Annotated in this window: 9 protein-coding genes and 2 pseudogenes; 5 read left to right on the top strand and 6 right to left on the bottom strand. The window is 67.5% G+C overall.

Features of this window, described 5'->3' with window-relative positions:
• Window positions 1–10: 10 nt before the first annotated feature.
• The 3 genes from pncA to G3N96_RS17580 form a co-directional block, all read right to left on the bottom strand.
• On the bottom strand, window positions 11–643 hold the full coding sequence (pncA, locus tag G3N96_RS17590; protein ID WP_124583860.1) for a bifunctional nicotinamidase/pyrazinamidase: 633 nt from the start codon (window positions 641–643) through the stop codon (window positions 11–13).
• 40 nt (window positions 644–683) lie between these two features.
• The gene (locus G3N96_RS17585; protein ID WP_206137958.1) at window positions 684–2,768 is read right to left on the bottom strand and encodes a 3-hydroxyacyl-CoA dehydrogenase NAD-binding domain-containing protein; all 2,085 of its coding nucleotides are present in this window, start codon (window positions 2,766–2,768) and stop codon (window positions 684–686) included.
• 201 nt (window positions 2,769–2,969) lie between these two features.
• Window positions 2,970–4,613: a 3-(methylthio)propionyl-CoA ligase gene (locus G3N96_RS17580; protein ID WP_206137957.1), complete on the bottom strand. Its 1,644-nt coding sequence runs from the start codon at window positions 4,611–4,613 to the stop codon at window positions 2,970–2,972.
• Window positions 4,614–4,759: 146 nt separating this feature from the next.
• On the opposite strand from G3N96_RS17580, the gene G3N96_RS17575 reads away from it, so the two are divergent.
• The 5 genes from G3N96_RS17575 (at window position 4,760) to G3N96_RS17555 (ending at window position 8,572) form a co-directional block, all read left to right on the top strand.
• The gene (locus G3N96_RS17575; RefSeq protein WP_124583867.1) at window positions 4,760–6,328 is read left to right on the top strand and encodes a protein adenylyltransferase SelO; all 1,569 of its coding nucleotides are present in this window, start codon (window positions 4,760–4,762) and stop codon (window positions 6,326–6,328) included.
• Between the two features lie 44 nt (window positions 6,329–6,372).
• Entirely contained in the window at window positions 6,373–6,804 is a 432-nt protein-coding gene (gene msrB / locus G3N96_RS17570) for a peptide-methionine (R)-S-oxide reductase MsrB (protein ID WP_206137956.1), read from the top strand.
• 126 nt (window positions 6,805–6,930) lie between these two features.
• Window positions 6,931–7,461: a septation protein A gene (locus tag G3N96_RS17565; protein WP_011352350.1), complete on the top strand. Its 531-nt coding sequence runs from the start codon at window positions 6,931–6,933 to the stop codon at window positions 7,459–7,461.
• 1 nt (window position 7,462) lies between these two features.
• On the top strand, window positions 7,463–7,771 hold the full coding sequence (locus G3N96_RS17560) for a BolA family protein (RefSeq protein ID WP_059678099.1): 309 nt from the start codon (window positions 7,463–7,465) through the stop codon (window positions 7,769–7,771).
• 18 nt (window positions 7,772–7,789) lie between these two features.
• Window positions 7,790–8,572, top strand: a complete 783-nt coding sequence (locus tag G3N96_RS17555) for a peptidylprolyl isomerase (protein WP_089495040.1) — start codon at window positions 7,790–7,792, stop codon at window positions 8,570–8,572.
• A gap of 175 nt (window positions 8,573–8,747) precedes the next feature.
• Here G3N96_RS17555 and G3N96_RS17550 read toward each other — a convergent pair whose 3' ends face one another.
• The 3 genes and pseudogenes from G3N96_RS17550 to G3N96_RS17540 form a co-directional block, all read right to left on the bottom strand.
• Window positions 8,748–9,293 carry an N-acetyltransferase gene (locus G3N96_RS17550; RefSeq protein ID WP_124583965.1) on the bottom strand — a complete coding sequence of 182 codons (546 nt, stop codon included), beginning with the start codon at window positions 9,291–9,293 and terminating at the stop codon, window positions 8,748–8,750.
• Between the two features lie 5 nt (window positions 9,294–9,298).
• Window positions 9,299–13,123 (bottom strand): annotated as a pseudogene (gene purL, locus G3N96_RS17545) (phosphoribosylformylglycinamidine synthase); the annotation flags it as partial.
• Window positions 13,110–13,235: pseudogene (locus G3N96_RS17540) on the bottom strand (DUF6566 family protein); the annotation flags it as partial. The pseudogenes purL and G3N96_RS17540, both read right to left, overlap by 14 nt.
• Window positions 13,236–13,246 lie beyond the last annotated feature (11 nt).

Genomic DNA, 13,246 nt, shown 5'->3' with positions numbered 1-13,246 from the left:
AGGGAAGGCGCTACGCCGCCGGGCGTGCGCCCGCGGACGTCACATGCGCGACGCCCGCTGCCTGCATCTGCTGCCATGCGTGGGCGAGCGACCCGTTCAGGTCGATCGCGCGGCACGCATCGTTGATCACCGCGGCTTCGAAACCGGCCGCGCGCGCATCGAGCGCCGACCACGCGACGCAATAGTCGGTCGCGAGCCCGCAGCACCACACGCGCTTCGCGCCGAGCTCGCGCAGATAGCCCGCGAGCCCGGTGCGCGTCGTGCGGTCGGCTTCGACGAACGCGGAATAGCTGTCGACCTGCGCGTCGCCGCCCTTGCGGATCACGAGCCGCGCATGCGGGATGTCGAGATCGCGATGCAATGCCGCGCCGTCGGTGTCCTGCACGCAGTGCACGGGCCACAGCACCTGCTCGCCGTACGGCAGCGCGAGCGTGGAGAACGGTTCGCGGCCCGGGTGATTCGCCGCGAACGACACGTGCTCGCGCGGGTGCCAGTCCTGCGTCAGCACGACCTGGTCGAAGCGTTGCGCGAGCCCGTTGATCACCGGCACGACCGCGTCGCCGTCCGGCACCGCGAGCGCGCCGCCCGGCATGAAGTCGTATTGCACGTCGATCACGAGCAGGACGTCGTCGGTGCGTTTCATTGCATTTCTCCGGGTGTGCGTGACGCCGCGATCCGGCGCGTCAGCCGTTGAACCCGCGGCCGGCCTTCGCGAGTTCCGCGATCGACGGCGCAAGCTGCCATGCGTCGCCGTTCGGGGCGGCCGCATAGCGGCGAATCGCGCGCTCGACGTTGTAGAGGCCGACCACGTCCGCGTACAGCATCGGGCCGCCGCGCCACAGCGGGAAGCCATAGCCGGTCAGGTAGACCATGTCGATGTCGGACGCCTTCGACGCGATCTTCTCCTCGAGGATCTTCGCGCCTTCATTGACGAGCGCGAACACGAGCCGTTCGACGATCTCGTCATCGCCGATCTTGCGACGCTCGACACCGCGCTCCTTCGAATACGCGACAACCATCTCGTCGACGAGCGACGACGGCTTCGCCTTGCGATCGCCCGGCACGTAGTCGTACCAGCCGGCGCCCGTCTTCTGGCCGAAGCGGCCCTGCTCGCACAGGCGGTCGGCGATCTTCGAGTACTGGAGATCGGGCTGCTCGACGTAGCGGCGCTTGCGGATCGCCCAGCCGATGTCGTTGCCGGCGAGGTCGCTCATCCGGAACGGGCCCATCGCGAATCCGAATTTCTCGATCGCACGATCGACCTGCGCGGGCAGCGCGCCTTCCTCGAGCATGAAGAGCGCCTGGCGGATGTACTGCTCGATCATCCGGTTGCCGATGAAGCCGTCGCACACGCCCGACACGACCGCCGTCTTGCGGATCTTCTTCGCGACGGCCATCACGGTGGCGAGCACGTCCTTCGCGGTCTGCGCGCCGCGCACGACCTCGAGCAGCTTCATCACGTTCGCCGGGCTGAAGAAGTGCATGCCGACGACGTCCTGCGGACGCTTCGTGAACGCCGCGATCTTGTCGACGTCGAGCGTCGACGTGTTCGACGCGAGGATCGCGCCCGTCTTCGCGACTTCGTCGAGCTTCTTGAACACCTGCTCCTTCACGCCGAGTTCCTCGAACACGGCCTCGACGATCAGGTCGGCGTCCTTCAGGTCGTCATAGGACAGCGTCGGCGTGATCAGCGCCATGCGCGCGTCGAGCTTCTCCTGCGAGAGCTTGCCCTTCTTCACCTGCGCGTCGTAGTTCTTGCGGATCGTCGCGACGCCGCGCTCGAGCGCGTCCTGTTTCGTCTCGAGCAGCGTGACGGGCAGCCCGGCGTTGATGAAGTTCATCGCGATCCCGCCGCCCATCGTGCCGGCGCCGATCACGCCGACGCGGCGGATCTCGCGCAGCGGCGTATCGGCCGGCACGTCGGGAATCTTGCTCGCGGCACGCTCGCCGAAGAACGCGTGCCGCAGCGCGCGGCTTTCCGGCGTCATCATCAGCGCGACGAACCCCTCGCGCTCGGCCACGCTGCCCTTGTCGAAGCCGTGCAGCACGCCGGCCTCGATCGCGTCGATGCACTTGTGCGGTGCGGGGAAATTCGGTGCGGCGGCCTTCGCGGAATTGCGCGCGAACTGGATGAAGCCGGCGGCGTTCTCATGGACGATCTTGCGATCGCGCACGCGCGGATGCGGCCCCTTCTGCACGCCGACCTTGCGGGCGAACGCGACGGCCGCGTCGAGCAAGTCGCCGTCGGCCATTTCGTCGAACAGCCCGCTCTTCGCCAGTTGCTCCGACGGCACGGGTGCGCCCGACACGATCATGTTCAGCGCGGTTTCGAGCCCCACCGCACGCGGCAAACGCTGCGTGCCGCCCGCGCCCGGCAGCAGGCCGAGCTTCACTTCGGGCAGCGCGACCTGCGCGCCCGGTGCCGCGACACGATAGTGCGCGCCGAGCGCGAGCTCGAGGCCGCCGCCCATCACGACGCTGTGCAGCGCCGCGACGACGGGCTTCGCGCTCGCCTCCACCGCGCGGATCACGGTGTGCAGCGTCGGCTCCTGCAACGCCTTCGGCGTATTGAATTCGGTGATGTCGGCGCCGCCCGAGAATGCGCGTCCCGCGCCGGTCAGCACGATGGCTGTCACCGACGGGTCCTGCGCGGCGCGATCGAGCGCGTCCATGACGCCCTGACGGGTCGACAGGCCGAGCCCGTTGACGGGCGGATTGTTGAGCGTAAGGACGGCCACGCCGTCGCGAGTCGAGTAATCCACTGCCATCTGCCTGCCTCCATGCATCGCGCGCCGGGGTGGCTGCGCTTCATTGTGCGCGGTCGAACAGCCGCATGTCCTGATGAACGGAGGCAGCATACAACGAAAAAGCACGGTCGTTCAATTTGAATTTTGTTCCCGATGCCGATCGCCCGATCCGGGGACGGATCGGGCGATCGCGTCACGAGCCGCTTCCGGCCCGGGCCGGCGTTACGGCTCGCAGACCGCCGTCGGCAACACGTAGTCGCGGAACGTCTCGCGCAGCTTCAGCTTCTGCAGCTTGCCGGTCGCGGTGTGCGGCAGCGATTCGACGAACACGACGTCGTCGGGAATCCACCATTTCGCGACCTTGCCTTCGTAGAACGCGAGCAGCGCGTCGCGGCTCAGGTTCGCCCCTTCGCGCGGCACCACGACGAGCAGCGGGCGCTCGGTCCATTTCGGGTGCGCACAGGCGATGCAGGCTGCCTCGGCCACGCCCGGGTGCGCGATCGCGACGTTTTCGATGTCGATCGAGCTGATCCACTCGCCGCCCGACTTGATCACGTCCTTGCTGCGATCGGTGATCTGCAGGAAGCCGTCGGGATCGATCGTCGCGACGTCGCCGGTCGGAAACCAGCCGTCCGACAGCGGCGACGACTCGCCGCGAAAGTAGTGATCGATCACCCACGGGCCGCGCACCTGCAGTTCGCCGAACGCGACGCCGTCCCACGGCAGTTCGTGACCGTCCTCGCCGACGATGCGCATGTCGACGCCGCAGATCACGCGCCCCTGCTTCTCGAGCAGCTTGCGCTGCGCGTCGAGCGGCCGCTGCGACTGCGCCCAGTTGAGCTTCGCGAGCGTGCCGAGCGGCGACAGCTCGGTCATCCCCCATGCGTGAATCACGCGCACGCCGTATTCGTCCTCGAAGGTGCGCAGCATCGCGGGCGGGCACGCGGAGCCGCCGATCACCGTGCGGTTCAGCGTCGAGAAGCGCACGCCGGCCTCGCGCATGTAGTTGAGCAGGCCGAGCCACACGGTCGGCACGCCCGCGGAAAACGTCACGCGCTCGGCCTCCATCAGCTCGTACAGCGATTTCCCGTCGAGATCCTTGCCGGGCAGCACCAGCTTGCCGCCCGTGAGCGGCACCGCGTACGGCAGCCCCCATGCGTTGACGTGAAACATCGGCACGACGGGCAGCACGGCGTCCATCGCGGACAGGTTCATCGCGTCGGGTAGCGCGGCGCCGTATGCGTGCAGCACGGTCGAGCGGTGCGAATACAGCACGCCCTTCGGGTTGCCGGTCGTGCCCGACGTGTAGCAGAGCCCCGACGCCTGCTGCTCGTCGAGGCGCGGCCAGTCGTAGCGGCCGTCCTCCGCTTCGATGAGCGTTTCGTAGCAGAGGAACGGCGGCGTGCTGGACGGCAGGTGTGCGGCGTCCGTCATCGCGACCCAGCCCTTCACGTGCGGGCATTGCGGCGCGATGGCCTCGACGAGCGGCGCGAAATTGATGTCGAAGAAGACGTAGCGGTCTTCCGCGTGATTGACGATGTACGCGATCTGCTCGGGAAACAGGCGCGGGTTGATCGTGTGGCACACGGCACCCATGCCGCCGATCCCGTAATAGGCTTCCAGATGCCGGTAGCCATTCCACGCCAGCGTGCCGACGCGATCGCCGGTTTCGACGCCGAGCCGCGTAAGCGCCTGCGCCAGCTGCTTCGCGCGGCGTTCGCAATCGCGGTACGTGTAGCGATGCAGATCGCCTTCCACGCGCTTCGACACGATCTCCGTGTCGCCGGCGTGCCGCGCGGCATGCGAAATCAGCGAGGACACCAGCAACGGCATGTCCATCATCTGGCCCAGCAACGGCTTACCCATCGTCTTGTTCTCCGTGAGGATGCGAATCGGTGCCTCTGCGGCGCGCCCGTCAGCGGCCCCGGACGGGCGTGGCGCACGGTGCGCGGGCCACCATGCGGGCGGCGCGGCGCCGCCTTACAATATCGGCTTACCCAGAGGCGCTCAACATGTCGTTTTCCCGAAGCGCAGCCGATCCGGCTGACACCCTCCCCGATCTCGCCGCCACGCTCGGTGAGCCCGCCGTCGGCGCATTCGTCACGCTCGGCGACGCGTTTCATACGCGGCTGCCGGCCGCGCCGCTCGCCGCACCGTACGTCGTCGGCTTTTCCGACGAAGTCGCGCAACTGCTCGACCTGCCGCCGTCGATCGCCGCGCAGCCCGGCTTCGCCGAGTTGTTCGCCGGCAACCCGACGCGCGACTGGCCCGCGCACGCGATGCCGTACGCAGCGGTGTATTCCGGCCACCAGTTCGGCGTGTGGGCCGGCCAGCTCGGCGACGGCCGCGCGCTGACGATCGGCGAGCGCACCGGCACGGACGGCCGCCGCTACGAGCTGCAGCTGAAAGGCAGCGGACGCACGCCTTACTCGCGCATGGGTGACGGCCGCGCGGTGCTGCGCTCGTCGATCCGCGAATTCCTGTGCTCGGAAGCGATGCATCACCTCGGCATCCCGACCACGCGCGCGCTGACGGTGGTCGGTTCCGACCAACCGGTGGTGCGCGAGGAGATCGAGACATCGGCCGTCGTCACGCGCGTGTCGGAGAGCTTCGTGCGCTTCGGCCACTTCGAGCACTTCTTCTCGAACGATCGGCCCGACCTGCTGCACCAGCTCGCCGATCACGTGATCGACCGCTTCTATCCGGATTGCCGCCGCGCCGACGATCCGTACCTCGCGCTGCTCGAGGCCGCGACGCTGCGCACGGCCGACCTCGTCGCGCAGTGGCAGGCCGTCGGCTTCTGCCACGGCGTGATGAACACCGACAACATGTCGATCCTCGGCGTGACGATCGACTACGGCCCGTTCGGCTTCGTCGATGCGTTCGACGCGAACCACATCTGCAACCACTCGGATACGAGCGGCCGCTACGCATACCGGATGCAGCCGCGCATCGCGCACTGGAACTGCTATTGCCTCGCGCAGGCGCTGCTGCCGCTGATCGGCCTGCAGCACGGCATCGCCGACGACGATGCGCGCGCCGAACGTGCGGTGGAGGACGCGCAGGCCGTGCTCGCGAAATTTCCGGAACGCTTCGGCCCCGCGCTTGAACGTGCAATGCGCGCGAAGCTCGGCCTGGCGCTCGAACGCGAGAACGATGCCGAGCTTGCCAACAAGCTGCTCGAGACGATGCATGCGAGCCACGCGGATTTCACGCTGACGTTCCGCCGGCTCGCGCAGATCTCGAAGCACGACGCAAGCCGCGACGCGCCCGTGCGCGACCTGTTCATCGACCGCGACGCGTTCGATGCGTGGGCGAACCTCTACCGCGCGCGGCTGTCCGAGGAAACACGCGACGACGCGGCACGTGCCGCCGCGATGAACCGCGTGAACCCGAAATACGTGTTGCGCAACCATCTGGCCGAAGTCGCGATCCGGCGCGCGAAGGAAAAGGATTTTTCGGAAGTCGAGCGTCTCGCGCAGATCCTGCGCCGGCCGTTCGACGAACAACCGGAGCATGAAGCGTACGCGGCGCTGCCACCCGACTGGGCCGGGTCGCTCGAAGTGAGCTGCTCGTCCTGAGCCCCGACCCGCGCGACTCGACCGACCGATCAGGAGAACCCCACATGTCCCACGATTCCGACGACAAGACCTTCCCGTACGAGAAGGACGACGCCGAGCTGCGCCGCCGGCTCACGCCGATGCAGTACGAAGTCACGCAGCATGCGGCGACCGAGCGTGCGTTCACCGGCGAATACACCGACACCGAAGACGACGGCATCTACAAATGCGTCGTCTGCAGCACACCGCTGTTCGAATCCGGCGCCAAGTTCCACTCGGGCTGCGGCTGGCCCAGCTACTTCAAGCCGCTCAACGGCGAGGTGATCGACGAAAAGGTCGACTACTCGCACGGGATGGTGCGCGTCGAGGTGCGCTGCAACCACTGCGGCGCGCATCTGGGCCACGTCTTCGAGGACGGCCCGCGCGACAAGACCGGTTTGCGGTACTGCATCAATTCGGCTGCGTTAAACTTCGAGTCCCGACCCGAAAGCGAATGAGCGGCGCCGGGCGGATCCGCGGGGGCGCCCCTCGCGCCACCGCCCCGATCCGCTCCGGCGGTGCCTGGCGGGTCCCTACAACGGTGAAAGGCCGCGCAAGCGGCCTTTCACGCAGCTGCGAGCGCCATGAAATTCCTGTTCGATCTGTTTCCGATCATCCTGTTTTTTGCCGCCTTCAAGGTCTGGGGCATCTTTACCGCCACCGCCGTCGCGATCGTCGCGACGCTTGCCCAGGTCGCCTGGGTTGCCTTCCGGCACCGGAAGGTCGACACGATGCTGTGGGTCAGCCTCGGCGTGATCGTCGTTTTCGGTGGCGCCACCCTCGTCCTGCATGACGAGAAATTCATTCAATGGAAACCGACTGTGCTGTACTGGCTGTTTGCGATCGGGCTGCTCGCCGCGCGCTATGCGTTCGGCAACAACCTGATCGAGAAGATGATGGGCAAGCAGCTCACGCTGCCGCACCCCGTGTGGGACAAGCTGAACGTCGCCTGGGCGCTGTTCTTCGCGGTGCTCGGTGTCGCGAACCTGTACGTGGTGCACAACTTCACCGAATCGCAATGGGTGAACTTCAAGCTGTTCGGCACGACGGGCGCGATGGTCGTATTCATCATCCTGCAGAGCCTGTGGCTCACGAAATACCTGAAGGACGAGTGACATGACGGACGCCTTTCTCCACGCGTCGCCCGACGAACGCATCGCGCTGATCGAAGCGCGCCTCACAGCGGCGCTGGCCCCGCTGTCGCTCACCGTGCGCGACGACAGCGCACAGCACGCGGGCCACGCCGGCGCATCCGCCGGCGGCCATTTCACGGTCACGATCGTGTCGGCCGCCTTCACGGGCAAGCCGCGCGTCGCGCGGCACCGGCTGGTGTATGATGCGCTCGCTGATGCGATGCAGCGCGGCATTCACGCGCTCGCGATCGTGGCTTACACGCCCGAAGAATTCAACGAATCTTCAATCTAGTCTCATTAGGAATTCCCGATGATCCTGAAATCCCCCCGCCTGTGGGTCGCGGCGGCTGCTTTTGCAGCGGCACCGGCATTTGCCCAGAACATCGCCGTCGTCAACGGCACGCCGATTCCGAAGTCGCGCGCCGACGCGATGGTTGCTCAGCTCGTCCAGCAAGGCCAGACCGACAGCCCGCAACTGCAGCAGGCCGTCCGCCAGGAACTCGTGAACCGCGAAATCCTGATGCAGGAAGCGATCCGTGAAGGCATCCCGAACCGTCCGGACGTGAAGGCGCAGGTCGCCGTCGCGCAGCAGACCGTCGTGCTGCGTTCGATGATCGAGAGCTTCCTGAAGAAGAACCAGCCGACCGACGCCGAAGTGAAGGCGCGCTACGACGACCTCGTCAAGGGCGCCGGCGGCAATCGCGAATACCACCTGCACCACATCCTCGTCAGTGACGAGCAGCAGGCGAAGGACCTGATCGCGAAGATCAAGGCCGGCGCAAAGTTCGAGGATCTCGCGAAGCAGTTCTCGAAGGATCCGGGTTCGGGCAAGAACGGCGGCGATCTCGACTGGTCCGACCCGAAGGCGTACGTGCCGGAATTCGCGGCGGCCGCGCAGAAGCTGCAGAAAGGCCAGATGACCGACACGCCGGTGAAGACGCAGTTCGGCTGGCACATCATCCGCGTCGACGACATCCGCGACATCGCCCCGCCGCCGCTCGAGCAGGTGAAGCAGCAGATCGCGCAGCAGCTCGTGCAGCAGAAGCTGCAGGCGTTCGAGGAAGGTCTGCGCCAGCAGGCGACGGTCAAGTAACGCCGGCGCACGCCGCACGCGCATCGAAAGCCGCTCTTCGGAGCGGCTTTTTTATTGCCCGCGCACACTGCCTCCGGACGAGTCACGATGCGCTTGCAGCCCGGCTAAAGAAAAAGGCCGCTCCGAAGGGCAGCCTTTCCCGTGCCGGATTCGCGCGCACCGCAAGCGCGGCAGGCTACGCGGGATAGAACACGTCGTGATAGCGAACGTCACCCGACGGCCGCGGCGCCGAGTCGTCGAGCGGCAGTGCAAGGAAATACTCGGGCGGCACGCCCGGGAACACGATGTCGCCGGATCGCGCAAAGCCGAAACGCGTGTAGTACGCGGGTTCGCCGAGCAGCACGCAGCCGCGCGCCCCAAGCCGGCGCAACGCGTCGAGCCCCGTGCGCACCAGCCCTGCGCCGATACTCTGCCGCTGGCAGTCGGGCAGCACCGCGAGCGGCGCCAGCCCGTACCAGCCCTGGCTGCCGGACGGTTCGCCGCCGATCGACACCGGCGAGAACGCAACGTGCCCGATCAGGCGGCCGTCGCGCTCCGCGACGAGCGAGACGCTCAACGCACCGTTCGCACGCAGCGTATCGACGATCCGCCGTTCGAACTGCCCGCCTTCCGGCTCGCCCGCGAACGCGGCGACGATCACGCGGCCGATCGCGTCGGCCTCGCTGGCACGCTCATCGCGCAGCGTGACGACCTCGACCGGCGCGTTCGGGTCGAACATCATCCCGATCAGCCGATCCAGCGGCGTGCGTTGCGGAACACGCGCATCCACGGGCTCGCTTCACCCCAGCTTTCCGGGTGCCAGCTCATTGCGACCGTGCGATGCACGCGCTCCATGTGCGGCATCAACACCGAGAAGCGGCCGTCGGCCGTCGTGACCGACGTGATGCCGGCCGGCGAGCCGTTCGGGTTGAACGGATAGCGCTCGGTCGCTTCGCCGCGGTGATCGACGAAACGCATCGCGACCGCGACGCGATCGATGTCGCCCTGCTGCGAGAAGTCCGCATAGCCTTCGCCGTGCGCGACCGCGACCGGAATCCGCGAACCTTCCATCCCCGCGAAGAAGATCGACGGCGACTTCTCCACTTCGACGAACGAGAAGCGCGCCTCGAACTGCTCGGACTTGTTGCGCGTGAACTTCGGCCACGCATCCGCGCCCGGGATCATCGACGCGAGGCTCGACAGCATCTGGCAACCGTTGCAGATGCCGAGCGCGAACGTGTCGGGACGCGCGAAGAAGGCCGAGAACATGTCGGCGAGGTTCGCGTTGAAGCGGATCGTCTTCGCCCAGCCTTCGCCCGCGCCCAGCACGTCGCCGTACGAGAAGCCGCCGCATGCGACCGCACCCGCGAAATCGGCGAGCGTGGCACGGCCGGCGAGCAGGTCGCTCATGTGCACGTCGTGTGCATCAAAGCCCGCGCGGTCGAACGCGTAGGCCGTTTCCAGATGCGAGTTCACGCCCTGCTCGCGCAGGATCGCGACGCGCGGCCGTGCGCCCGTCGCGATGAACGGCGCGGCGATGTCGTCGGCCGGATCAAAGCTCAGCACCGGCGAAATGCCCGGATCGGCCGCGTCGAGCAGCGCGTCGTATTCGGCATCCGCACAAGCGGGGTTGTCGCGCAGGCGCGCGATGCGCCAGCTCACTTCGCTCCATGCGCGATGGAGTTCGGCACGCGGTGCGTCGAAAATCTTCTTCGCGTCGCGGTACACCTCGATCACGTCACGATCGTTGACCGAGCCGATCACGTGCGAGCACGCCGACAGGCCGAACTCGCGCAGCGCGCCAAGCACCGCGTCGCGATCGGTCGCACGCACCTGCACGACGGCGCCGAGTTCCTCGGAGAACAGCGCGCGCAGCGTGCGATCCTCGCGGCGGCCGCTCGTCTGCTTCGCCCAGTCCTTCGCGTCGCCGTAGTCGGATTCGTGATTCGGGTCGAGCGTCAGCATGTCGACGTTCAGCGACACGCCCGCGTGGCCCGCGAACGCCATTTCGCACACCGTCGCCCACAGGCCGCCGTCCGAGCGGTCGTGGTATGCCAGCAGCTTGTCTTGCGCATTGAGCGACTGGATCGCGTTGAAGAAGCGCTTCAGGTCTTCCACGTCGTCGACGTCCGGCGTCGTGTCGCCGACCTGCTGCGTGACCTGCGCGAAGATGCTGCCGCCCATCCGGTTCTTGCCGCGGCCGAGATCGATCGCGATCAGCACGCTGTCGCCCGCGTCGGCGATGCGGCGCAGTTGCGGCGTCAGGTGACGGCGCACGTCCTCGACCGGCGCGAACGCGGAGATGATCAGCGACACCGGCGACACCACTTCCTTCGCGACGCCCTGCTCGTCCCACTTCGTCTTCATCGACAGCGAATCCTTGCCGACCGGGATGCCGATCCCGAGCGCCGGGCACAGCTCCATGCCGATCGCCTTGACCGTATCGAACAGCGCGGCGTCCTCGCCGGCCGTACCGCATGCCGCCATCCAGTTCGCCGACAGCTTCAGCTTGTCGAGCGATGCGATCGGCGCGCTCGCGATGTTCGTGATCGCCTCGCCGACCGCCATGCGGCCCGATGCCGGCGCATCGATCACCGCGAGCGGCGTGCGCTCGGCCATCGTCATCGCCTCGCCCTTGAACCCCGCGTAGTCGAGCGCGGTGACCGCACAGTCGGCCACCGGCACCTGCCACGGGCCGACCATCTGGTCGCGCACCGACGTGCCGCCGACCGAGCGGTCGCCGATCGTGATCAGGAACGACTTGCTGCCGACCGTCGGGTGCTTCAGCACGTCGATCGCGACCGTCGACAACGCGATGCCCGTCACGTCGACCGGCGCACGCTCGGTCGCCACGCGCGTGACGTCGCGATGCATGCGCGGCGGCTTGCCGAGCAGCACTTCCATCGGCATGTCGACCGGGTATTCGTCGGCGCCCGTCGCTTCGTCGTCGACGAGCTTCAACTGGCGCTCGTCGGTCGCGACACCGACCACCGCGAACGGGCAGCGCTCGCGGGCGCAGATCGCCTCGAAGCGCGGCAGCTCGGCCGGCGCGATCGCCAGCACGTAGCGCTCCTGCGCTTCGTTCGACCAGATTTCGCGCGGCGACAGGCCCGATTCCTCGAGCGCGACCTTGCGCAGCTCGAAGCGCGCGCCCTTGCCCGCACCGTCGACGATCTCGGGGAACGCGTTCGACAGGCCGCCCGCGCCGACGTCGTGGATGCTCAGGATCGGGTTTTCCGCGCCGAGTTGCCAGCAGCCGTTGATCACTTCTTGGGCGCGACGCTCGATTTCCGGGTTGCCGCGCTGCACCGAGTCGAAGTCGAGTTCGGCCGTGTTCGCGCCGGTCGCCATCGAGCTCGCGGCGCCGCCGCCCATGCCGATACGCATGCCCGGGCCGCCGATCTGGATCAGCAGCGAGCCGGCCGGCACGTCGTGCTTGTGCGTATGTTGGTCGGCGATGTTGCCGAGACCGCCCGCGATCATGATCGGCTTGTGATAGCCGTGCACCTTCCCGCCGACGTTCTGCTCGTACACGCGGAAGTAGCCGCCGAGGTTCGGACGGCCGAATTCGTTGTTGAACGCAGCGCCGCCGAGCGGGCCGTCGATCATGATCTGCAGCGGTGACGCGATGCGGTCCGGACGGCCGTACGGGCCGTGCGCATCGTTCGGGTTGCGCTCGCCGACCGGCTGGGCCGCGTCGCGCGCGTTTTCCCACGACTGGCGTGCGTCGGGCAGATCGAGGTTCGACACGGTGAAGCCCGTGAGGCCGGCCTTCGGGCGCGCACCGCGGCCCGTCGCGCCTTCGTCGCGGATCTCGCCGCCCGCGCCGGTCGCCGCACCCGGGAACGGCGAGATCGCCGTCGGGTGGTTGTGCGTCTCGACCTTCATCAGCGTGTGCGTGAGCTCGGTGTGGCGGCCATAGCGTTCACCCGGCTCGCCGGCCGCGCCTGTGTTGCGCGGGAACCAGCGTTCGGCTTCGGCGCCGACCATGATCGACGAGTTGTCCGAATACGCGACGATCGTGCCCTGCGGGTTCAGCTTCTCGGTGTTGCGGATCATCGCGAACAGCGACATGTCCTGCGCTTCGCCGTCGATCGTCCACTGCGCGTTGAAGATCTTGTGGCGGCAGTGCTCGCTGTTCGCCTGCGCGAACATCATCAGCTCCACGTCGGTCGGGTTGCGTTCGAGCTTGCGAAACGCGTCGACCAGGTAGTCGATCTCGTCGTCGGCGAGCGCGAGGCCCAGCTCGACGTTCGCGCGTTCGAGCGCGCCGCGGCCGACGCCCAGGACGTCGACGCGCGCGAGCGGCTTGGCCGGCAGTTCGTCGAACAGGTGCTTCGCGTCGTCGCGTGCCGCGACCACGCTTTCGGTCATCCGGTCATGCAGCGCGGCTGCCACGGCTGCGCGCGCATCGTCCGACAGCGCCTTCTTGCCGCCGAGCAGGCCCGACTTCAGCGTGACCGTGAATTCGACGCCGCGCTCGATGCGGCGCACCTGCGTGAGGCCGCAGTGCTGCGCGATGTCGGTCGCCTTGCTCGCCCACGGCGAGACCGTGCCGAAGCGCGGCAGCAACGACGCGTGGTTCGGCTCGTGGACGCCCACGGCGGTTCAGCCGGATGGGTTCATCGGCGATCAGCGTTGAAAGACGAAACCACTCTTCATCGGTAAGCTCATCGAAGAACATAGTAGATCTCT

Origin of the sequence: Burkholderia sp. Se-20373 (genome assembly GCF_017104705.1) — a bacterium.
In the GTDB taxonomy this organism is placed as follows: Bacteria; Pseudomonadota; Gammaproteobacteria; order Burkholderiales; family Burkholderiaceae; genus Burkholderia.
The sequence above is the reverse complement of the archived record's forward strand: the minus strand, read 5'-3'. Positions and strand labels throughout refer to the sequence as shown.

Bases quoted from the DNA above. Each gene is read 5' to 3' on its own strand.
- G3N96_RS17560 (WP_059678099.1), top strand. From the start codon at position 7,463: ATGACGGACGCCTTTCTCCACGCGTCGCCCGACGAACGCATCGCGCTG.
- G3N96_RS17575 (WP_124583867.1), top strand. From the start codon at position 4,760: ATGTCGTTTTCCCGAAGCGCAGCCGATCCGGCTGACACCCTCCCCGAT.
- G3N96_RS17565 (WP_011352350.1), top strand. From the start codon at position 6,931: ATGAAATTCCTGTTCGATCTGTTTCCGATCATCCTGTTTTTTGCCGCC.
- pncA (WP_124583860.1), bottom strand. From the start codon at position 643: ATGAAACGCACCGACGACGTCCTGCTCGTGATCGACGTGCAATACGAC.
- G3N96_RS17580 (WP_206137957.1), bottom strand. From the start codon at position 4,613: ATGGGTAAGCCGTTGCTGGGCCAGATGATGGACATGCCGTTGCTGGTG.
- G3N96_RS17555 (WP_089495040.1), top strand. From the start codon at position 7,790: ATGATCCTGAAATCCCCCCGCCTGTGGGTCGCGGCGGCTGCTTTTGCA.
- G3N96_RS17585 (WP_206137958.1), bottom strand. From the start codon at position 2,768: ATGGCAGTGGATTACTCGACTCGCGACGGCGTGGCCGTCCTTACGCTC.
- G3N96_RS17550 (WP_124583965.1), bottom strand. From the start codon at position 9,293: ATGATGTTCGACCCGAACGCGCCGGTCGAGGTCGTCACGCTGCGCGAT.
- msrB (WP_206137956.1), top strand. From the start codon at position 6,373: ATGTCCCACGATTCCGACGACAAGACCTTCCCGTACGAGAAGGACGAC.